The 19250-nt window shown below is 57.0% G+C and carries 17 protein-coding genes and 1 riboswitch; of the genes, 7 read left to right on the top strand and 10 right to left on the bottom strand.

Annotated features, from left to right (window positions below):
• Positions 1-154 precede the first annotated feature (154 nt).
• Together trhP and yegS are read left to right on the top strand one after the other, a co-directional pair.
• Positions 155-1516, top strand: a complete 1362-nt coding sequence (gene trhP, locus KK102_RS10480) for a prephenate-dependent tRNA uridine(34) hydroxylase TrhP (protein ID WP_216357531.1) — start codon at positions 155-157, stop codon at positions 1514-1516.
• Between the two features lie 249 nt (positions 1517-1765).
• On the top strand, positions 1766-2665 hold the full coding sequence (yegS, locus tag KK102_RS10475) for a lipid kinase YegS (RefSeq protein WP_216357530.1): 900 nt from the start codon (positions 1766-1768) through the stop codon (positions 2663-2665).
• 98 nt (positions 2666-2763) lie between these two features.
• Here yegS and KK102_RS10470 read toward each other — a convergent pair whose 3' ends face one another.
• The 7 genes from KK102_RS10470 to fbaB all read right to left on the bottom strand — a co-directional run bounded on the left by KK102_RS10470 (position 2764) and on the right by fbaB (position 10489).
• Positions 2764-3537, bottom strand: a complete 774-nt coding sequence (locus KK102_RS10470) for an ABC transporter ATP-binding protein (RefSeq protein ID WP_126544469.1) — start codon at positions 3535-3537, stop codon at positions 2764-2766.
• A 9-nt stretch (positions 3538-3546) separates the two neighbouring features.
• A complete protein-coding gene (locus KK102_RS10465; RefSeq protein ID WP_216357529.1) occupies positions 3547-4407 on the bottom strand; it encodes an ABC transporter ATP-binding protein in 861 nt (286 codons plus the stop codon).
• Complete coding sequence (locus KK102_RS10460) at positions 4379-5284, bottom strand: ABC transporter permease (RefSeq protein WP_126544467.1); 906 nt, start codon at positions 5282-5284, stop codon at positions 4379-4381. Before KK102_RS10460 ends, KK102_RS10465 begins: the two co-directional genes overlap by 29 nt.
• Entirely contained in the window at positions 5281-6318 is a 1038-nt protein-coding gene (locus KK102_RS10455) for an ABC transporter permease (RefSeq protein ID WP_120157850.1), read from the bottom strand. Before KK102_RS10455 ends, KK102_RS10460 begins: the two co-directional genes overlap by 4 nt.
• Positions 6315-7931, bottom strand: a complete 1617-nt coding sequence (locus KK102_RS10450) for an ABC transporter substrate-binding protein (RefSeq protein ID WP_126544466.1) — start codon at positions 7929-7931, stop codon at positions 6315-6317. Before KK102_RS10450 ends, KK102_RS10455 begins: the two co-directional genes overlap by 4 nt.
• A 33-nt stretch (positions 7932-7964) precedes the next feature.
• Positions 7965-9119 carry a mandelate racemase family protein gene (locus KK102_RS10445; RefSeq protein WP_216357528.1) on the bottom strand — a complete coding sequence of 385 codons (1155 nt, stop codon included), beginning with the start codon at positions 9117-9119 and terminating at the stop codon, positions 7965-7967.
• Positions 9120-9436: 317 nt separating this feature from the next.
• The gene (fbaB, locus tag KK102_RS10440) at positions 9437-10489 is read right to left on the bottom strand and encodes a class I fructose-bisphosphate aldolase (protein ID WP_126544464.1); all 1053 of its coding nucleotides are present in this window, start codon (positions 10487-10489) and stop codon (positions 9437-9439) included.
• A gap of 251 nt (positions 10490-10740) precedes the next feature.
• Here fbaB and KK102_RS10435 point away from each other — a divergent pair, with 251 nt between their 5' ends.
• The 3 genes from KK102_RS10435 to KK102_RS10425 are packed head-to-tail and all read left to right on the top strand — an operon-like array spanning position 10741 to position 13969.
• Entirely contained in the window at positions 10741-12018 is a 1278-nt protein-coding gene (locus tag KK102_RS10435) for a nucleoside permease (RefSeq protein ID WP_216357527.1), read from the top strand.
• Positions 12015-13019 (top strand): ADP-ribosylglycohydrolase family protein, encoded by a 1005-nt coding sequence (locus KK102_RS10430; protein WP_216357526.1) that lies wholly within the window; start codon positions 12015-12017, stop codon positions 13017-13019. The genes KK102_RS10435 and KK102_RS10430 overlap by 4 nt, the downstream gene beginning before the upstream one ends.
• Positions 13016-13969, top strand: coding sequence for a PfkB family carbohydrate kinase (locus KK102_RS10425; RefSeq protein ID WP_216357525.1), 954 nt, complete (start codon positions 13016-13018; stop codon positions 13967-13969). The genes KK102_RS10430 and KK102_RS10425 overlap by 4 nt, the downstream gene beginning before the upstream one ends.
• Here the strand turns inward: KK102_RS10425 and KK102_RS10420 are convergent.
• The 3 genes from KK102_RS10420 to thiM are packed head-to-tail and all read right to left on the bottom strand — an operon-like array spanning position 13943 to position 16299.
• On the bottom strand, positions 13943-14689 hold the full coding sequence (locus tag KK102_RS10420; RefSeq protein WP_042718846.1) for a GntR family transcriptional regulator: 747 nt from the start codon (positions 14687-14689) through the stop codon (positions 13943-13945). The genes KK102_RS10425 and KK102_RS10420 overlap by 27 nt on opposite strands.
• A 42-nt stretch (positions 14690-14731) precedes the next feature.
• Entirely contained in the window at positions 14732-15532 is an 801-nt protein-coding gene (gene thiD / locus KK102_RS10415) for a bifunctional hydroxymethylpyrimidine kinase/phosphomethylpyrimidine kinase (RefSeq protein ID WP_126544459.1), read from the bottom strand.
• Positions 15529-16299 (bottom strand): hydroxyethylthiazole kinase, encoded by a 771-nt coding sequence (gene thiM, locus KK102_RS10410; RefSeq protein WP_126544458.1) that lies wholly within the window; start codon positions 16297-16299, stop codon positions 15529-15531. Before thiM ends, thiD begins: the two co-directional genes overlap by 4 nt.
• 35 nt (positions 16300-16334) lie before the next feature.
• Positions 16335-16431: riboswitch (TPP riboswitch) on the bottom strand.
• A 696-nt stretch (positions 16432-17127) separates the two neighbouring features.
• Here thiM and KK102_RS22215 point away from each other — a divergent pair.
• Both KK102_RS22215 and KK102_RS10400 read left to right on the top strand, forming a co-directional pair.
• The gene (locus tag KK102_RS22215; RefSeq protein WP_244992452.1) at positions 17128-18219 is read left to right on the top strand and encodes a YadA C-terminal domain-containing protein; all 1092 of its coding nucleotides are present in this window, start codon (positions 17128-17130) and stop codon (positions 18217-18219) included.
• Positions 18220-18818: 599 nt separating this feature from the next.
• Positions 18819-19172 carry a hypothetical protein gene (locus tag KK102_RS10400; protein ID WP_216357688.1) on the top strand — a complete coding sequence of 118 codons (354 nt, stop codon included), beginning with the start codon at positions 18819-18821 and terminating at the stop codon, positions 19170-19172.
• Positions 19173-19250 lie beyond the last annotated feature (78 nt).

Genomic DNA, 19250 nt, shown 5'->3' with positions numbered 1-19250 from the left:
CCCTCTTCCCAAAGGGGCGAAGGTGAGGGTGAGGGGCAAAAACTTTACCTCCCTGCCCCACAGCGCTACAATGCCCGCCCTTAAAGTGGGGGATCTCCCCTTACCGCTGCACCAGTGCACGCGGATCTGACCTGTCATCAGAACGAGAACAATCATGTTTAAACCGGAACTCCTTTCCCCGGCGGGAACGCTGCAAAATATGCGTTACGCTTTCGCCTATGGTGCCGATGCGGTGTACGCGGGCCAGCCGCGCTACTCGCTGCGCGTGCGCAACAACGAATTCAACCACGAGAACCTGCAGCTCGGCATCAACGAAGCGCATGCCCTGGGCAAAAAATTCTACGTGGTGGTGAACATCGCGCCGCACAACGCCAAGCTGAAAACGTTCATCCGCGATCTGAAGCCGGTCGTGGAGATGGGGCCGGACGCGCTGATCATGTCGGACCCGGGTTTAATCATGCTGGTTCGGGAGCACTTCCCCGAGATGGATATTCACCTCTCCGTGCAGGCCAACGCCGTCAACTGGGCGACGGTGAAGTTCTGGAAGCAGATGGGGCTCACCCGCGTCATTCTGTCTCGCGAGCTTTCCCTCGAAGAGATCGAAGAGATCCGCGCCCAGGTGCCGGATATGGAAATCGAGATTTTCGTCCACGGTGCGCTGTGCATGGCCTACTCCGGCCGCTGCCTGCTGTCTGGCTATATCAACAAGCGCGACCCGAACCAGGGCACCTGCACCAACGCCTGCCGCTGGGAATATAAGGTCCAGGAAGGCAAAGAGGATGACATCGGCAACATCGTGCACAAGCACGAGCCGATCCCGGTGACCAACGTTGAGCCAACGCTGGGCGTCGGCGCGCCAACCGACAGCGTGTTTATGATTGAAGAAGCCAAGCGTCCGGGCGAGTATATGACCGCCTTTGAAGACGAGCACGGTACCTACATCATGAACTCCAAAGACCTGCGCGCCATCGCGCACGTCGAGCGTCTGACCCAGATGGGCGTGCACTCCCTGAAAATCGAAGGCCGCACCAAGTCCTACTACTACTGCGCGCGTACCGCACAGGTGTACCGCAAGGCTATTGACGATGCCGCTGCCGGTAAACCGTTCGATACCAGCCTGCTGGAAACGCTGGAAGGTCTGGCGCATCGCGGCTACACCGAAGGCTTCCTGCGCCGTCATACCCACGATGATTATCAGAACTACGAGCACGGCTACTCCATTTCCGAGCGCCAGCAGTTTGTCGGCGATTTCACCGGCGAGCGCAAGGGCGCGCTGGCGGCCGTGGCGGTGAAAAACAAATTCACCAAAGGCGACAGCCTGGAGCTCATGACCCCGCAGGGCAACATGAACTTCCGTCTGGAGCATCTGGAAAATAAAAAGGGTGAAGCGATTGACGTCGCACCGGGCGACGGACACGTCGTCTGGCTGCCGGTACCTGAAGAAGTGGATCTGGAGTTTGCGCTGCTGATGCGCAATTTCGAGGGTGAAAACACCCGAAATCCGCACAGCAAATAGTCAATCAGCGGGATTTTTTCACATCGGGATAATTCTTAGAATCGGATCACATACCGCTTCGTTCAATACGGGTATTATCCCCAGCGCTGAAAAACATAACCCATAAATGCTAGCTGTACCAGGAACCACCTCCTTAGCCCGCGTAATCTCCCTTACGTGGGCTTATTTTTTGCCTTTCATCCTGTTCTTACGCGCTTTTTTCCTCTCTGCTATACACTCTTAGTAACGCTAAAAAAGGGAGCAGCGCGGATGGCAACCTATCCAGACAGTTTATTGATTCTCAACGGCAAAAGTGCGGGCAACGATGTGCTTCGCCAGGCCATTACCGAATTACGGGAAGACGGTGCGCGCATTCACGTGCGGGTGACGTTTGAAAAAGGCGACGCGGCACGGTACATCGAGGAAGGCATCCGGCTGGGCGTCAAAACCATTATTTCCGGCGGCGGAGATGGCACCATTAATGAGATTGCCTCAGCCCTTATCAACCTGCCCGCGGCAAACCGTCCGGTGATGGGGATTTTGCCGCTTGGCACGGCAAATGATTTTGCCACCAGCGCAGGGATCCCGGAAGATTTCGGGAAAGCGCTACAGCTGGCAATTCTGGGCAAATCGACCGCCGTAGACATTGCGCAGGTGAATGATAAAACCTGCTTTATCAATATGGCGACGGGCGGATTCGGTACGCGCATCACCAGCGAAACGCCGGAAAAGCTCAAGGCGGCGCTGGGCGGCGTTTCGTATCTGATCCACGGCCTGATGCGCATGGACACGCTCAAGCCCGACAGCTGTGAAATCCACGGTGAAAACTTCCACTGGCAGGGTGACGCGCTGGTGATTGGCATCGGCAACGGGCGTCAGGCGGGTGGCGGACAGCAGCTTTGCCCGGAAGCGTTGATCAACGACGGCCAGCTCCAGCTGCGCATTTTCACCGGCGACGGACTGCTGCCCGCGCTGTTCACCACGCTGACGCAACCGGAAGAGAGTCCAAATATCATCGCCGGGAAATCGGCATGGTTTGAAGTGAATGCCCCACACGGGATGACCTTTAACCTCGACGGGGAACCGCTGAGCGGGACGCAGTTCCGCATTGAGGTGTTGCCCGGTGCGCTGCAGTGCCGTTTGCCGCCGGACTGCGCACTTTTGCGCTGAGGTTTTGTCGGGTGGCGGCTACGCCTTACCCGACCTACGCGCTCGGTACTGTAGGCCGGGTAAGGCGTAGCCACCACCCGGCTAAAAACCGCACACCCCTAATACACCGCCACCTCCCGCGCCATTTCGCGGGAATACTGCTGGCTGGCATTGACCAGCATCCGCGTATAGTCGGTTTTGGCCTGCCCGGCCACCAGCGCATCGACGCTCAGGCTTTCGAGAATTTTGCCGTACTGCATCACCGCCACCGTCTGGCACAGGTGGGCAATCACGCCCAGATCGTGCGTCACCATCAGGTAGGTCAAATTTGACTCACGCTGAAGCTCCGCCAGCAGGTTGAGGATTTCCGCCTGCACGGAGACGTCCAGCGCCGAGGTCGGCTCATCCAGCAGCAGCACCTGCGGCTCCAGAATCAGCGCTCTGGCGATCGCCACGCGCTGGCGCTGCCCGCCGGAAAGCTGGTGCGGATAGCGGTCGCGAAACGCCCGGTTTAACCCCACCTTATCCAGCAGGGCGTAAATGCGGCGCTCCCGATCGCTGATGCCGTGGATTTGCAGCGGCTCCTCCAGAATATCCCCGATGGTGTGGCGCGGATGCAGCGAGCCGTACGGGTCCTGAAACACCATCTGCACCCGGCGGCATCGTTCCTGGCTGATGCGCTTTTCCAGCGGCCTACCGCCAATCGCCAGCTCGCCCTCCCAGTGGGTAAACAGCCCGGCCAGACATTTCAGCACCGTGGTTTTGCCCGAACCGGACTCCCCCACCAGGCCATAAATCTCACCCTCTTTCACGCTGATATTCACATCGTCCAGCACCTGATTGCGCTTCTCGCCCTCGCCGAACGCCAGGTTGAGGTGGTTAATCTCGATCATCTCTGCTCCTTACTCGGTGAGCCAGCTGGCCTGACGCTGTAATACCGGCAGCGTCGGACGGCGACGGTTGATTTCCGGCAGCGCGCTGATTAAACCCTGCGTGTAGGGATGCTTCGCGTTGTGCAGATCCCGCGCGGCAATCGACTCCACTACGCGGCCGGCGTACATCACCAGCACCCGGTCGCAGAAGCTGCGCACCAGATTAATGTCGTGGCTGATAAAGATCAGCCCGAGCCCGCGGGACTGCACCAGATCGTCCAGCAGGCCGAGCACCTGCAGGCGCACCGACACGTCCAGCGCCGAGGTCGGTTCGTCGGCAATCACAAGCTCCGGGTCGGTGATCAGCATCATGGCGATCATGATGCGCTGCCCCTGCCCGCCGGAAATCTCGTGCGGATAGAGGTGATACACCCGCTCAGGCTGACGAATGCGCACCACGTCGAGCATCTCCAGCACTTTGGCTTTCGCTTCCGCCTTGCGCCCCGGATGATGGGTCAGCCAGGCTTCGGCAATTTGATCGCCCACGCAAACCACCGGGTTGAGCGAGTACTTCGGGTCCTGCATGATCATCGAGATACGCTTGCCGCGAATACCGCGCATCTGCGCCTCGCTGACGGAGCGTAAATCGACGTCGCCAAACTGCATCCGTGAAGCGCTGATTTGCGCTTTGGCCGGATGCAGGCGCAGCAGCGCCCGCCCGACGGTGGATTTGCCGGAGCCGGACTCGCCGACAATCGCCAGCTTTTCGCGTCCGAGCTGGAAAGAGACGCCGCGCACCGCGTGGGTTACCGCACCGCCGTTGATGAAATCGACGTGGAGATCGCGCACGTCGAGCAGCGGGCTATTCGCTGCGAGGATCGAGGATGTCACGTAGGCCATCTCCTAAGAAGTTGAACGCCAGGCTGTTGATCAGGATCGCCAGCCCCGGAATAGTCACTACCCACCAGCACTCCATCATGTAGGTGCGACCGCTGGAGATCATCGCCCCCCACTCCGGCTCCGGCGGCTGTGCGCCAAGGCCGAGGAAGCCCAGCCCGGCGGCGGTGAGAATGATCCCCGCCATGTTCATGGTGATACGGATAATCACCGACGGCAGGCACAGCGGCACGATGTGGCGCCACAGCACACGGGCCGATGACGCCCCCTGCAGACGCACGGCGGAGATAAAATCGGCCTGACGCAGGGAGAGGGTTTCGGCGCGCGCCAGACGGGCAATCGGCGGCCAGGCGGTGAGCGTAATCGCGATAACCACATGCTCCAGCCCGGGACCAAGCGCCGCCACAAACGCCAGCGCCAGCACCAGGCTCGGGAAGGAGATAAAGATATCGGTCACCCGCATCAGCACGGCATCCACCCTGCCGCCGAAATAGCCTGCGGTAACGCCCAGCAGCAGCCCCAGCGGGCCGACGGTCACGGAAACCAGCAGCACGATATAGAGCGTGATGCGCGAGCCGTACACCAGGCGGCTGAAGATGTCGCGGCCAAACTCGTCGGTGCCGAACCAGTGCTGCGCGTTCGGGGCGACCAGCGCGTTGTTAAGGTCCTGTACCAGCGGATTGTATGGCGCGATCAGCGGCGCGAAGGCCGCCACAATCAGCAGCAGCAGGATAATCCCGCCGCCGATGGCGGTGAGCGGGTTGCGCGCCATCTTGCTGACAAAACCGGCGGCGCGGCCCAGCGTACGCCTGATACGCTGGCGGCTTTCGGATGGCCCCGCCCCCAGCGGCGTATCCAGAGAAACGGTCATGATTTCGTCCTCGGGTCAAAGAGTTGATAAAGCATGTCGGAGAGCAGGTTGAGCATCACGAAGATAACCCCCACCAGCAGCACGCAGCCCATGACCGCGTTCATGTCCCCGAGCAGCAGGCTGCCGGTGAGGTACGAGCCGAAGCCCGGCCAGGAGAAGACGGTCTCAATCAGCACCGCCCCTTCCAGCAGCGAGCCGTAGGCCAGCGCCACCACCGTCAGCAGCTGCACGAGGATATTGCGAAACGCGTGATTCCAGATCACCTGACGCTCGGTTAAGCCTTTTACCCGCGCGGTGATGATGAACTCCTGCGACAGCTGCGCCAGCATAAAGCTGCGGGTCATGCGGCTGATGTAGGCCAGCGAGTGGAAGCCGAGCAGCGAGGCCGGTAACACCAGATGGTTAACGGCGTTCCAGAACACCGCGCCGTTCCCGGCCAGCAGCGCATCCACCGTCATCAGTCCGGTGCGGCGCGGGACTAAACCCTCCAGCCCGAGATCCAGACGCCCTGCGCCCCCCACCCAGCCGAGCCAGGCGTAGAACAATAGCAGCCCCATCATCCCGACCCAGAAAATAGGCGTGGAGTAGCCCGCGAGGCTGATGATGCGCACCACGTAGTCGGAAACGCTGTTGCGTCGCGCCGCCGCCAGCACGCCCAGCGGGATGCCCAAGCCCGCGCCGACGATTATCGCCATCGTCGCCAGCTCAAGCGTCGCCGGGAAAACGCGCAGGATATCGGCGGTCACCGGTTTGCCCGTCAGCAGCGCGTTGCCCAGATCGCCGTGCAGAAGGTTACTGAGGTAAATGCCGAACTGCGTCAGCAGAGATTTATCGAACCCCAGCTGGTGATAGACCTGCTGGTAGGTACTGTGGTCGGCATCCGGGCCAACAATCGCCAGCACCGGATCGACGGGCATCACGCGGCCGATGAAAAAGGTCAACAGCAGCAGGCCGAACAGCGTTACCAGCACCTGCGTGAGCCGCGTTGAGAAGCGCCGGGCCCGGGAGCCGGGTGCGAGGATCGCCACGCTCATTTTTCACCTCCGGTTTTGTAGACGTCGCGCAGGAAGGTCGTGGCCGACGGGTGCGACTGAAAGTTCTTCACCTCGTTACGCACCACCACCGAATCCACCATCTGGGACAGGGGGATCAGCGCCGGGATCAGCGCGTCGTAGCGCACCTGGATCTGCTGGTAGTCGGCGACCTGTTTCTTCGGATCGCGCTCCAGCAGGGCCTTGTCGATCATCTCGTTGAGCGGCCTGTCATAAAAGCTGGTGCGCCAGCCCTGGAAATTGGTCAGACGGGCTTCGTCGCTGTTGTCCGGGTTATAGACCAGCGCGCGCAGGCTGGAGTGCGGATGCGGCTCTACCCCGCTGCCCCCGCGCCCGACCAGCATGTCGAACCTGCGCTCGCGCATTGCGCCGTAGATCTGGTTCCCGGTGCCGGTGATGATTTTGGCGTTAATCCCCGCCTGCATCAGCGTTGACTGCACCGCAATGGCAATGTTCAGGAACGGCTGATCCGCCAGCACCCGCAGGGTGGTATCAAATCCGTCCGGATAACCCGCCTCTGCCAGCAGCTTTTTGGCGCGAGGGATATCGAGCTTATAGCCCGGGTCGGGCAGCGTTGATGGCATGCCCGCCTTGATGGGGCGCTGGTGCAGCACGCCGTAGCCCGGCATTAGCGCTTTATTGATGCCCTGATAGTCAATCAGGTAGCGCACCGCTTCGCGCACCTTCGGGTTAGCGAAATGCGGCTCTTTCATGCTCATCGCCACGTAGTAGACCGTGCCTTTCTGTACGGCTTCGACGGTGAGCTGGGGGTCTTTACGCAGAGCGTTGATGTCCGCCACCGCCATATTGTTGGCAATGTCGAGGTCACCCTTTTCAATCATCAGGCGCAGGGTTTGCGACTCCTGGAAATGGCGCAGCACCACGCGGCTCATCTTCGGCGCGTCGCGCCAGTAGTGCGGGTTACGCTGCATGCGCAGCACGTCCTTCGCCTGCCAGGTCTCCAGCATAAACGGGCCGGAACCGGCTTCGTTGGTGGTCAGCCAGCGGTTGCCCCAGTCGTTGTTGACCGCGTGCTGCTGCACCGTTTTGCTGTCGAGCACGCCGAGGTTGCCGAGCGCGCCAAGGGAGTAAATCACCAGCTGCGGGTCATTGGCCTTTGGCAGGACAATCTGCACCGTGTTCGCATCGGGTGCGCTGATGTGGCTATCGATGTTTTTCTTTGAAAATCCGTAGGATTTCCACACCGACGCCTGCGCAAGGTTGAGGTGCAGCAGGCGGCGCATCGACCAGACCACGTCCTCCGCCGTGAGCGGGTTGCCGGAGTGAAACTTCACGTCATCGCGCAGATGGAAGGTCAGGGTTTGACGGTCCGGCGAAATATCCCATGATTTTGCCAGCGCGGGCCTGACGTTGGTGAGTTCGTTCGGATCCAGCTCCACCAGCGAATCATAGAGATTGACCACAATGCCGACCACTTCGTTACCGGTCATTGCCGCCGGGTCGAGGGTCAGGAGGTTGTTCATATTCATGCCGATGATGAGCTGGTCGGGCGGCGTTTTTGCGACCGCCGCACCGCTCCCCATCATCAGCGAGAGCGCGAGCAAGCACGCCCCGGCTAAAGGAGATCGTTTCATGTATATATCGCCTGTAGGGTACGTTTTTATCTGTCAGTCGTGGCTGACGGTATTGGCTTCGATATATGCAAAATTAATGTCTTCGCCCAGTCCCGGGCGGGTCGGCAGGCTGACCATGCCGTGCTCGTCCATCGGGTCGACCAGGCTGTTGAGGTACGCCGCCGGTTTGTCGTAGTCGAGGAACGGGTGCAGCAGGCCGCGCTCGTACCAACGGCAGTTTTTGATGGCGCCAATCACCGCCAGGCTCGCCGCGCCGTTGCCGTGCACTTCGCAATCCATCCCGAAGGCTTCCGCCAGGTTCGCCACCTTCAGCGTCGGAGAGATGCCGCCCACGCCGTTGGCCCCCGCGCGCAGGATGTCGCACGCCCCGGCTTTGATCCAGTCCGCGCGGCTGTGGTGTTTTCCGCCCAGGCTTTCCGGGCCGATAATCGGGATCGACAGGTTTTCCGCCAGCCAGGCGTAGGAGGCCATGCTCTCCTCCTCCATCGGCTCTTCGAACCAGGCGAAGTTGAGTTTCTCCAGCTCTTTACCGATGTACAGCGCTTCGGTGCGGCTGTACCAGTGGTAGCCGTCGATCATGAGATCGATATCCGGGCCTACCGCTTCACGCACGGCGGCGCAGGCTTTGACGTCCATCTTCGGGTTGGGCGCAAAGGAGACCGGCGGCATCCAGGTATGCAGCTTGATGGCCTTATACCCGCGCGCCACCAGTTTTTCGGCAAAGCTGGCATACTCGTCCGGCGTGGATAAGCCTCCCGGCAGATCGTCGCCGCACATGGTGCTGCCGTAGGCCGGAACCGTGTCGCGGTAGCCGCCCAGCAGCTTCCAGACCGGCATGTTTAGCTTGCGGCCAGTGAGATCCCACAGCGCCTGTTCGACGAAGCCCAGCGCGCGCTCGGTCAGCTGATGCGCGCTACCGCGCTGCCAGTGCGCCAGATCCTGCCAGATGCGCTCGCGGTTGAACGCGTCCTGGCCGACCAGCACCTTGCGAAAGAAGGTGTTGACCACAAAGGGGCGCACCACCTCCGGCGGCGCGAAGGAATACCCTTTGGTGCCATCGTCTGCCGTAATAGAAAGCATCGCCATTTTGGCCATGCTCTCCGGCCCCGGATGCGAATGCCCGGCAGCGTCGGAAACCCGACTCGTCGGGTACTGGAAGACGGTGACGTTTACAGATTCAATTTTCATTATCAGTCCTTAAGACGACAGAGGTTCAGCGCGATTCGAATTTTGAAAAGGTGTTTCGAAATTAACTTTAAGCGCAAAATTCGTCCGCTGCCTTAGACAAATTCCGCTAAGCGCTGACCATTTTTTGTGCATATGCACGGGAAGGAGTGACAGTTTTCACAAAAGAAGGGGGAAGTGTGAGGTGGATCGGGAGAAATAAAATGTGGTATTTATTGCTCCTCACCCCGACCCTCTCCCCAAAGGGGCGAGGGGGAGAAGATCGCACCGTGCAGTCCCCTCTCCCCTGTGGGGAGAGGGTTAGGGTGAGGGGAAAATGCTTAAGCAATCGTCACTTTACTGTCCAGATAGACGTCCTGCACCGCATTGATCAGCTTCACGCCGTCGGCCATGGTTTTCTTAAACGCCTTACGGCCAAGGATCAGCCCCATGCCGCCCGCGCGTTTGTTGATCACCGCCGTGCGCACCGCGTCTGACAGGTCGGTGTCACCGCCCGCCGCGCCGCCGGAGTTAATCAGCCCCGCGCGGCCCATATAGCAGTTCGCCAGCTGGTAGCGCACCAGGTCGATCGGGTTATCGCTGGTCAGCTTGCTGTAAACGCGGTCATCGGTGTAGCCAAAATTCACCGCCTTGTAGCCGCCGTTGTTCTCGGCCATTTTCTGCTTCACGATATCCGCGCCGATGGTCGCCGCCAGATGGTTCGCCTGGCCCGTCAGGTCGGCCGACACGTGGTAATCCACGCCGTCTTTTTTGAACGCCGAGTTACGCAGATACGCCCACAGCACGGTCACCATACCCAGCTCGTGCGCGCGCTCGAACGCCGCAGAGATCTCTTCTATCTGACGACGGGACTGCTCGGAGCCGAAGTAAATCGTCGCCCCAACGGCAACCGCCCCCATATTGAACGCCTGTTCAACGCTGGCGTAGAGCGTCTGGTCATATTCCGTTGGGTAGCTCAGGGTTTCGTTATGGTTCAGCTTCACGAGGAACGGAATGCGGTGGGCATAGCGACGCGAGACGGAGGCCAGCACGCCGTAGGTGGAGGCCACGCAGTTACAGCCCGCCTCAATCGCCAGTTCGACAATGTTCTTCGGATCGAAATAGAGCGGATTCGCCGCGAAGGAGGCACCAGCAGAGTGCTCAACGCCCTGGTCCACCGGCAGAATGGAGAGATACCCGGTGCCGCCCAGTCGCCCGGTGTTATAGAGCGTCTGCATGTTTCGCAGCACGGCAGGCGGACGGTTGTTGTCCACCATCACGCGGTCCACGTAGTCGTGGCCGGGCAGGTAGAGCTGGTCGGCTGGAATGGTCATACAACGATGCTGTAAGAGGCTGTCGGCGTCTTTGCCAAGCAACTGCGCAATATCAGTCATAGTGATGCTCCCGTAAGTCCGACGTCGAGTCGGAGCGTGTGATCCAAACCCACAAGTTTGCAGGCAGACTAAGCCTGGTACCGACTTAACAGATTTTCCACCGTCTGCAACTTTTTTAAGCACAATCTGCTGGCTCGTTTCGTATACAACAATTTTGTTACACTGATCAAACATTCACCTCAAAGGTATTTGAAAGGTATTATTAAGTGGTATGTTAAAGGCGTACCCTCTCTGACATGCAGGATTAAAAAATGAAAACGAAAGTCCAACTGTCATTCATGATGTTTGTTGAATGGTTTATCTGGGGCGCGTGGTTTGTGCCGCTGTGGCTGTGGCTGAGCAAAAGCGGTTTTACCGCCGGGGAAATCGGCTGGTCCTACGCCTGTACCGCCATTGCCGCTATCCTCTCCCCAATTCTGGTCGGCTCGCTGACGGACCGCTTCTTCGCCGCCCAGAAAGTACTGGCGGTGCTGATGTTTGCCGGCGCGATTCTGATGTACTTCGCCGCACAGCAAACCCAGTTCAGCACCTTCTTCCCGCTGCTGCTGGTTTACTCCCTGACCTATATGCCCACCATCGCGCTGACCAACAGCATTGCATTCGCGAACGTGGACGACGTCGAGGCCGATTTCCCGCGTATCCGCGTGATGGGCACTATCGGCTGGATCGCCTCCGGGCTGGCGTGCGGCTTCCTGCCGCAGATGATGGGCTATAACGATATTTCCGATACCAATATTCCCCTGCTGATGACGGCAGCCAGCTCCGCCCTGCTCGGCGTGTTTGCCCTCTTCCTGCCGAACACGCCGCCGAAGAGCACCGGCAAGCTGGACTTTAAGGTGATGCTGGGGCTGGACGCGCTGATCCTGCTGCGCGACAGAAACTTTCTGGTGTTCTTCTTCTGCTCGTTCCTGTTCGCCATGCCGCTGGCGTTCTACTACATCTTCGCCAACGGCTATCTCACCGAAGTCGGCATGAAAAACGCCACCGGCTGGATGACGCTGGGCCAGTTCTCTGAAATCTTCTTTATGCTGGCGCTGCCGTTCTTTACCAAACGCTTTGGTATTAAGAAGGTCTTGCTGCTGGGGCTTATTACCGCCGCCATCCGCTACGGCTTCTTTGTTTACGGCGGTGCGGAGCAGTACTTCACCTACGCCCTGCTGTTCCTCGGCATTTTGCTGCACGGCGTAAGCTACGACTTCTATTACGTGACCGCGTATATCTACGTGGACAAAAAAGCGCCGGTGCACATGCGCACCGCGGCGCAGGGTCTGATCACGCTGTGCTGTCAGGGCTTTGGTAGCCTGCTGGGTTACCGCCTGGGCGGCGTGATGATGGAAAAAATGTTCGCTTACAAAGAGCCGGTGAACGGGCTGACCTTCAACTGGGCCGGAATGTGGACATTTGGTGCAATCATGATTGCCGTGATTGCCGTGCTGTTTATGCTGTTTTTCCGCGAATCGGATAAAGAGATCGCTGCAATTGCGGTGGTTGATGGCGATGCCGCGCTGACACAAGGGGAAGTTAAATGAAACAAGAACGTGTTCTCGGTGCTCTTTACGGGCAGGCGTTAGGGGATGCGATGGGCATGCCGTCGGAGCTGTGGCCGAGAAAGCGCGTCAAGACGCACTTCGGCTGGATAGATCGTTTCTTACCCGGCCCGGCGGAGAATAACGCGGCCTGCTATTTCAACCAGGCAGAGTTCACCGACGATACCTCGATGGCGCTCTGTCTGGCGGATGCGATTATCGAGTGCGACGGGCAGATTAACCCGGACGTTATCGGCAAGCATATCCTGAAATGGGCGCTCGGATTCGACGCGTTCAATAAGAACGTGCTCGGCCCCACCTCCAAAATCGCGCTTAACGCGATTCGCGACGGCAAGCCGGTGAGCGAGCTGGAAAACAACGGCGTGACCAACGGGGCGGCGATGCGCGCCTCTCCGCTGGGCTGCCTGCTTCCGGCCACGCGTCTGGAACACTTTGTTGAGCAGGTGGCGCTGGCCTCCAGCCCGACCCATAAATCCGATCTCGCCATTGCCGGCGCGGTGGTGATTGCCTGGGCGGTTTCCCGCGCCGTCGACGGCGAAAGCTGGCAGAACATCGTTGATGCCCTGCCGGGGATCGCCCGCTATGCGCAGGAGGCGAAAACTACTACCTTCAGCGCGTCGCTGGCGGCGCGTATTGAGCTGGCGCTTAAGACCGTACGAGAAGCCAACGGGATTGAGTCCGCCAGCGAGCAGGTGTATCAGCTCGTGGGTGCCGGAACCAGCACCATCGAATCCGTTCCGGCGGCCATTGCGATGGTCGAACTGGCGGGAACCGACCCAAACCGCTGCGCCATTTTATGCGCCAACCTGGGCGGCGATACCGACACCATTGGCGCAATGGCCACAGCAATCTGCGGCGCATTGCACGGCGTGCAGGCCATTGACCCGACGCTGAAGGCCGAACTCGACGCCGTTAACCAGCTCGATTTCGGTCACTACTGCGAAAAACTGCTCCACTATCGGGAGCAACGGGAGGGCATATGACGTCTTTGGCTCAGCGCCTTGAAACCTTGCACGCCACGCGCCCGGTGACGGTGCTGGGCGCGGCGGTGATAGACGTCATCGCCGACGCTTACGCCCTGCCCTGGCGCGGGTGCGATATCGAGCTTAAACAGCAGGGCGTCAATATCGGCGGCTGCGCGCTCAATATCGCCATCGCCCTGAAACGGCTCGGCATTGCGGCGCAAAATGCCCTGCCCGTCGGCCACGGCGTGTGGGCGGATATTATTCGCAACGCCATGGCGAAGCAGGATCTGCACAGCGCGGTGGAAGCCGATACGGGTGATAACGGCTGGTGTCTGGCGCTGGTGGAGCCAGACGGCGAGCGCACCTTTATGTCCTTTAGCGGCGTGGAGAACCAGTGGCAGCAGCGCTGGCTGGATGCGCTTCTCGTTCCGCAATACAGCCTGGTCTATTTATCCGGCTATCAGCTGGCCTCGCCGTGCGGCGAGCTGCTGACACGCTGGCTGGAGGGGTTGCAGGACGTGACGGCATTTATCGATTTCGGTCCCCGCATCGCGGATATCCCCGATGCGCTGATGGCGCGGATTATGGCCTGCAGACCCATTGTGTCGCTTAATCGTCAGGAAGCGGAGCTTGCCGCAGAAAGACTGGGAGTTGAAGTGGAAACCCTCGGCACGCAGTGGCAGCAGCGTTTCGGTGCCGCGCTGATTGTGCGCCATGATAAAGACGGTGCCGCGTGGTATGACGGAGACGTCTCGGGCGTTGTGCCGGCTTTTCCGGCGACGGTAGTGGACACCATTGGCGCAGGCGACAGCCACGCGGGCGGCACGCTTGCCGGGCTGGCGGCGGGATGGTCGCTGGCAGATGCGGTTCTCCTGGGGAATGCCGTGGCGTCCTGGGTGGTCAGCCACCGCGGCGGCGATTGCGCACCGACTCGCGACGAATTACTCCTCGCACACAAAGACGTATAGATCGCTGCGGCAGTAGCTGATGCTGTACTCAATCGGCCGGTGCTGTTGGTCAAGCGCAACCTGCTTGATCACCAGCACCGGTATTTTTTCGTCCATCTTAATGTGCGCCTGAAATTCGCTGTCCGGCATACGGGCGCTCACGCGCGAACGGGTCCGCTGCGGGAAGATATTCTGGCTGCGGAAGTAATCGTAAAGCGAGACGCCAATCGCATCGGGGTCGTGGATAAATCCCGTCGGCACCCAGGACTCCTCAATCGAGACGGCGTCATCGTCAACGTAGCGAATACGCTTGAGCAGGAAAACCTCGCTCTCGGGGGGAATTGAAAGATGGTTCGCCACCTCTTCGGGACACTTCACCACCCGCTTGTTGACCCACAGCGTATTGGGTTTTTGACCGCGCAGGACCACCTGTTGAGAGAACCCGCGCGCCTCTTTCAGCGAATACTCGAAGATGTTATTGATTTGCGTGCCATAGCCACGGGAGCGCGTGACCACGCCCTCTTCCTCCAGCGCCTGCATCGCCTTACGCACGGTAATGCGCGACACGCCGGTTAACTGACTCAGATCGCGCTCGCCGGGCAAAATATTCCCGTGCTCCAGCATGCCGCTGCGCACCGCATTTTTTACCGTTTCGGCAAATTTCAGGTACAGCGGCGTGTTGTCCGGCGCGGCGATCCGTTCATTCAGTTGAGTGATTAACCGGGTATGCGCTTGTTCCATCTCTGTTTTCTCAGGCGTGGTGTTTTCTGCCAGTATACTGGGTTACCACCACGCATGAAAATGATGAACCGGTCCAATACCGTGACCCACTTCCAGAGAATCGGCTTTTGCCAGCGCCGCGGAGAGCCAGATTTTAGCTTCGCCCACCGTATCGGCCCAGCTGTCATGCCGTGGACGCAGCGCAGCCAGCGCGGCTGAGAGGGTGCAGCCCGTGCCGTGGGTGTTTTTGGTCTGCACGCGCGGCGCGGTAAAACGCATTTCGCCGTCGCGGGTAAAGAGCCAGTCCGGGCTTTCGACATCATCAAGATGACCGCCCTTCATCAGCACCGCGCCGCAGCCCATCGCCAGCAGCGCGTTCCCCTGCGCTTTCATTTCGCGTTCAGTTTGCGCATGCGATGTGCCCAACAGCGCGGCGGCTTCCGGCAGATTGGGCGTGATCAGCGCCACCTGCGGCAGCAGCTTTGTGCGCAGCGTCTCCACGGCAGAGGCGGAGAGCAGCGGGTCGCCACTTTTCGCCAGCATGACGGTATCCAGCACCACGTTTTGCACCTGATAACGCTTAAGCCGTTCGGCCACCGCTTCCACAATGTCCGTTTCGGCCAGCATGCCGATCTTGGTGGTATCGATGCGCACATCACTGAATACTGAATCCAGCTGCGCGGCAACAAAATCCGGGTCGATACGGTAGACCGACTGCACGCCGCGCGTGTTTTGCGCCACCAGCGCGGTAATGACGGAACAGCCGTATGCACCAAGGGCGGAGAAGGTTTTCAGGTCAGCCTGGATACCCGCGCCGCCGCTGGGATCGGTACCGGCAATGGTCAGTGCGTTAATCCGCTTCATGCCAGCTCCTCCAGCGTGAAGAGCGCATCCAGGAACGCGCTGGCAAAACTGCCCGGGCCACGAGACTGCGCAATAGCCACCGTTCCGGCTCGCTTCATCCATCCGCAGGCGGCCGTGACGTTATCCAGCCGGTCGCCCGGCAGCGAGCAGCTCGCCGCGACGACGGCCGAAAGCGCGCACCCGGTGCCCACCACGCGCGTCATCAGCGGGTCACCGCCCGTTACGGTGCGCGTGCGCTGTCCATCGGTGATGTAATCCACTTCTCCCGTGACTACGACAATTGCATTCGTCTGACGCGCCAAAGCCTGCGCGGCAGGCACCGCGCTGGCTGCGGTGTCGGTGGTATCAACGCCGCGCCCGCCCGCGCTCATCCCGGCAAGGGCAAGGATTTCAGAGGCATTGCCGCGGATCGCGGCTGGTTTCAGCGCGAGGATCTGCTGGCAAAAACGGGTACGGTACGCGAGCGCGCCAACGGCAACCGGGTCGAGCGTCCAGGGCTTACCCGCCGCCACCGCGCGTTCAATCGCCCGACGCATCGACTGGGCGCGCGGTGCGGTCAGCGTGCCAACGTTAATCAGCAGCGCGTCGGCGATTTCAGCAAACTGCTCGGCCTCTTCGGCCTCAATCACCATCGCTGGCGATGCGCCGAGAGCCAGCAACACGTTGGCCGTGAAGGTCTGTACAACATCGTTGGTCATACAGTGCGTGAGCGGGGAACGGGTTCGGAACTGATGTAAAACGTGTAAATCGAGCAGGTCAGGCTGCATGGTTTCGCTCCTGCCTTGCGTGAAGAAGCGATGACCGGGAAGGCATCTGACTTCCCTACGCTGGCATTATCCAGATCAGGTAATACGGGTATTTCTCAGCCTTCACAAAGAAGGGCACCCCGAGTCATTTGGTAAGCATTAGCTTACTTTTTGCCAGATTAGGGGAAGTTGCTTGCTCAAGCAAGCCCGCCCTTTCGGGTGACGATTCTTCACTGGGATGTCCCCATGTCACTTATTAGGCATTCCTAACATCGCGGCGTATTAATCAACTCGGAGAAAGTCATATTGTCGCCAGGATTCTGCAAGAGTTTCAGGCTCTATATTAATGAACATTACAAAAAAGCAATATTTAGCACTAAGCATTATCAAATAATTAGCATTTCAATTGCCACTAAAAATCTGGCTTGAACATAAGAATTTTTAATCACTTCAAAATGACTTTTAAAAAGCAAATATTTTTATTTCATTTGAAATATAAAGCCTTCATTAAGTCATACACTTAATTTAGACATTTATATCTATTTCAATAGCTTAAACACTGAGCAAACCTTAACCTCACCAACAATAAGTCAATGTATACATTGAAAAAATATTTCTCACAACACAGCCAGCCACTGTTGCATTTCGTGCTTTACGTGATCCAGATCAACATTGACTTATGTGCAATACTGGATAGTTAATTCACGTTATTAAAAAAGAATTGCGCGAGAATTAACCTATTTTGGTACACACTAATAGCAGGGTTAATCTCCATATCAGTGAGAAAGCTAAGCACTTGCAAAAGCTTTTGATAATAAACTTAATCCTTATTTATTAGTGAGATATAAAATGAAACGTTCTATCCTGGCTGTTTTCGTGTTTGGTGCAGTTTTCGCTGGTTCTACTGATGCTTCTCATGCTGCTGATTTTGCTACTGATGCTAGCGGCTCTACAGAATGGGCGCAGAATGTACAAGGTCAAGTTGACGGGTTGTCTAACGATGTAGGTAGTCTCTATCAAGCAAACTCTAATCAGGATATTGCAATTCAGGCAGCGCATGATTTCAATAATGATCAGCAACAAGATATTATGCAAAATCGTAACGATATTAATAATCTGAAAAATGACACAACACGTCAATTTGACCAGGTTAACAACTACGTTCAATCAGTAGATCAGGCTCGTGCTGATGGTGATGTACTGTTAGGTAATCAAATTCAGAAGCAACAAGGGCAGATTGATAGCGTACAACAACAAGCCCATGACGCATGGTTATTAGCAGGGCAAGCCAAACAGCAACTTGCTAACCTCCCAACGCCTAAAGATGGCGTAGACGGTAAAGACGGGGATAAAGGTGATACAGGGGCGCAAGGTATTGCTGGTGTAGCAGGTACTGATGGTAAAGATGGTGTTGATGGTAAGAACGGTATAGACGGGATCAATGGTAAAAATGGTGTTGATGGTAAAAACGGTATAGACGGGATTAACGGTAAAGATGGTGCTAATGGTAAAAACGGTGTAGACGGGATTAACGGTAAAGATGGAAAGAATGGCGTTACGAGCATTATCACGAACGTTGACACCGCAACACAAAAGCAAGTGGTAACCAATGCTCAGGATCTACAAGCTGCTAAACAAACGTTGCAAGCAATGAACAATAACACTAACCAGCAATTCAAATCATTGCGTGATGAAGTGGATAATAACAAGAAGCAAGCCAATGCGGGTATTAGTGGCGCGATGGCTATGGCGGGCTTGCCTCAAGTGCAAACCAATAAGAAAGTGATGTTTAGCGCTGGCGCAGCAACGTATCAAGGGGAAAGCGCACTTGCTGTAGGAGCATCGGTTAACTTTAACTCCAACGTTATCGCTAAAGTGAGTTTCTCTGATGATACCGCTAATGATATGGGTGCTTCTGTTGGCGTCGGGATCGGCTTTTAAGTAAACAATAAAGCCCCCAAGTGAAATCAATGTAAGTCCCCCTTAAAGATGTTTCTACAAGCTGTTGCATTAAGGGATCTAACGGCGAATTGAAAACCGTTAACCTGACTAACTATGTGATTAACAGCTTTAAATTTATCTTGTTTGTTTATCAAACATGAGACTAAACCAACAATACTGGAGTGCTAACATATACCATGATTCATTGATACTTTTATAGTGAAGGAGTTTAATTCCCTGAGAAAGAACCATCAGAATGGTTCCTTAGGATAAAACAGTGATGATAGCCATGATTAAACTAATTATATGCTCTGCTTTAGTATCGTTAGCTTTAGTAGCTACTGGCGTATTTATAGGTATTACTTACAGTCGTACCATATTAAACATAGCTTATAGCTGCGAGAGCAGCTAAACAGACGTTACTATGGATTATGCAAGTTCCTGTCTACGGAGTGTTTATATATAGGGAATTGTTCCTTCTGATGTTTTTCTTAAACAGGAAACAGGGATAGGTCTATTATTTTGGCGGTGCATTGTTACTACGATGCTGCTGATATCTTTTTTGTTGCGGTGATACACGAAAGGCAGAATTTAGAATTATGAAAAAACTGTTATTGGCTGTTCTGGTTATTGCATCTCTTCCTGCTCATGCGATTAATGCGCACTATCGTGAGCAATTAGAGCGTTCTGGATGTACTCAGGTAACGGATGGGCATGGTTGCGATATTCATAAAACCAAAGAGCAAAACAAGGAAGCTATTTCCTCTCAAGAAGCCAGGTTAGCGTTAGAAGCAGAAGCTTATCGCGTCGTGGATAAACCTATTTCTGACGGTGCTGAATATCTTCTTTCCAAAGACTGGAAACCTGACAATGGTGTATGGAAAAAACAAGGTTATACGCTTACGTTGAAAATAAAGGATAATAACGTAATTGATTTTAATTTAACCAAATGACAATGGAATAAATAATGCCTTACGTTTGCCCTGTTTTCGGTACTGTCTGGTAAGATTTACGTAGCCCCATGCATATGG

The sequence above is a fragment of the Enterobacter quasimori genome, assembly GCF_018597345.1.
GTDB classification, from domain to species: Bacteria; Pseudomonadota; Gammaproteobacteria; order Enterobacterales; family Enterobacteriaceae; genus Enterobacter; species Enterobacter mori.
This window is presented reverse-complemented; position numbering and strand designations above follow the sequence as displayed.

Excerpts from the sequence above, each read along its gene's own strand:
- trhP (WP_216357531.1), top strand. The coding sequence starts at position 155 with ATGTTTAAACCGGAACTCCTTTCCCCGGCGGGAACGCTGCAAAATATG.
- yegS (WP_216357530.1), top strand. The coding sequence starts at position 1,766 with ATGGCAACCTATCCAGACAGTTTATTGATTCTCAACGGCAAAAGTGCG.
- KK102_RS10470 (WP_126544469.1), bottom strand. The coding sequence starts at position 3,537 with ATGATCGAGATTAACCACCTCAACCTGGCGTTCGGCGAGGGCGAGAAG.
- KK102_RS10460 (WP_126544467.1), bottom strand. The coding sequence starts at position 5,284 with ATGACCGTTTCTCTGGATACGCCGCTGGGGGCGGGGCCATCCGAAAGC.
- KK102_RS10455 (WP_120157850.1), bottom strand. The coding sequence starts at position 6,318 with ATGAGCGTGGCGATCCTCGCACCCGGCTCCCGGGCCCGGCGCTTCTCA.
- KK102_RS10450 (WP_126544466.1), bottom strand. The coding sequence starts at position 7,931 with ATGAAACGATCTCCTTTAGCCGGGGCGTGCTTGCTCGCGCTCTCGCTG.
- KK102_RS10445 (WP_216357528.1), bottom strand. The coding sequence starts at position 9,119 with ATGAAAATTGAATCTGTAAACGTCACCGTCTTCCAGTACCCGACGAGT.
- fbaB (WP_126544464.1), bottom strand. The coding sequence starts at position 10,489 with ATGACTGATATTGCGCAGTTGCTTGGCAAAGACGCCGACAGCCTCTTA.
- KK102_RS10435 (WP_216357527.1), top strand. The coding sequence starts at position 10,741 with ATGAAAACGAAAGTCCAACTGTCATTCATGATGTTTGTTGAATGGTTT.
- KK102_RS10430 (WP_216357526.1), top strand. The coding sequence starts at position 12,015 with ATGAAACAAGAACGTGTTCTCGGTGCTCTTTACGGGCAGGCGTTAGGG.
- KK102_RS10425 (WP_216357525.1), top strand. The coding sequence starts at position 13,016 with ATGACGTCTTTGGCTCAGCGCCTTGAAACCTTGCACGCCACGCGCCCG.
- KK102_RS10420 (WP_042718846.1), bottom strand. The coding sequence starts at position 14,689 with ATGGAACAAGCGCATACCCGGTTAATCACTCAACTGAATGAACGGATC.
- thiD (WP_126544459.1), bottom strand. The coding sequence starts at position 15,532 with ATGAAGCGGATTAACGCACTGACCATTGCCGGTACCGATCCCAGCGGC.
- thiM (WP_126544458.1), bottom strand. The coding sequence starts at position 16,299 with ATGCAGCCTGACCTGCTCGATTTACACGTTTTACATCAGTTCCGAACC.
- KK102_RS22215 (WP_244992452.1), top strand. The coding sequence starts at position 17,128 with ATGAAACGTTCTATCCTGGCTGTTTTCGTGTTTGGTGCAGTTTTCGCT.
- KK102_RS10400 (WP_216357688.1), top strand. The coding sequence starts at position 18,819 with ATGAAAAAACTGTTATTGGCTGTTCTGGTTATTGCATCTCTTCCTGCT.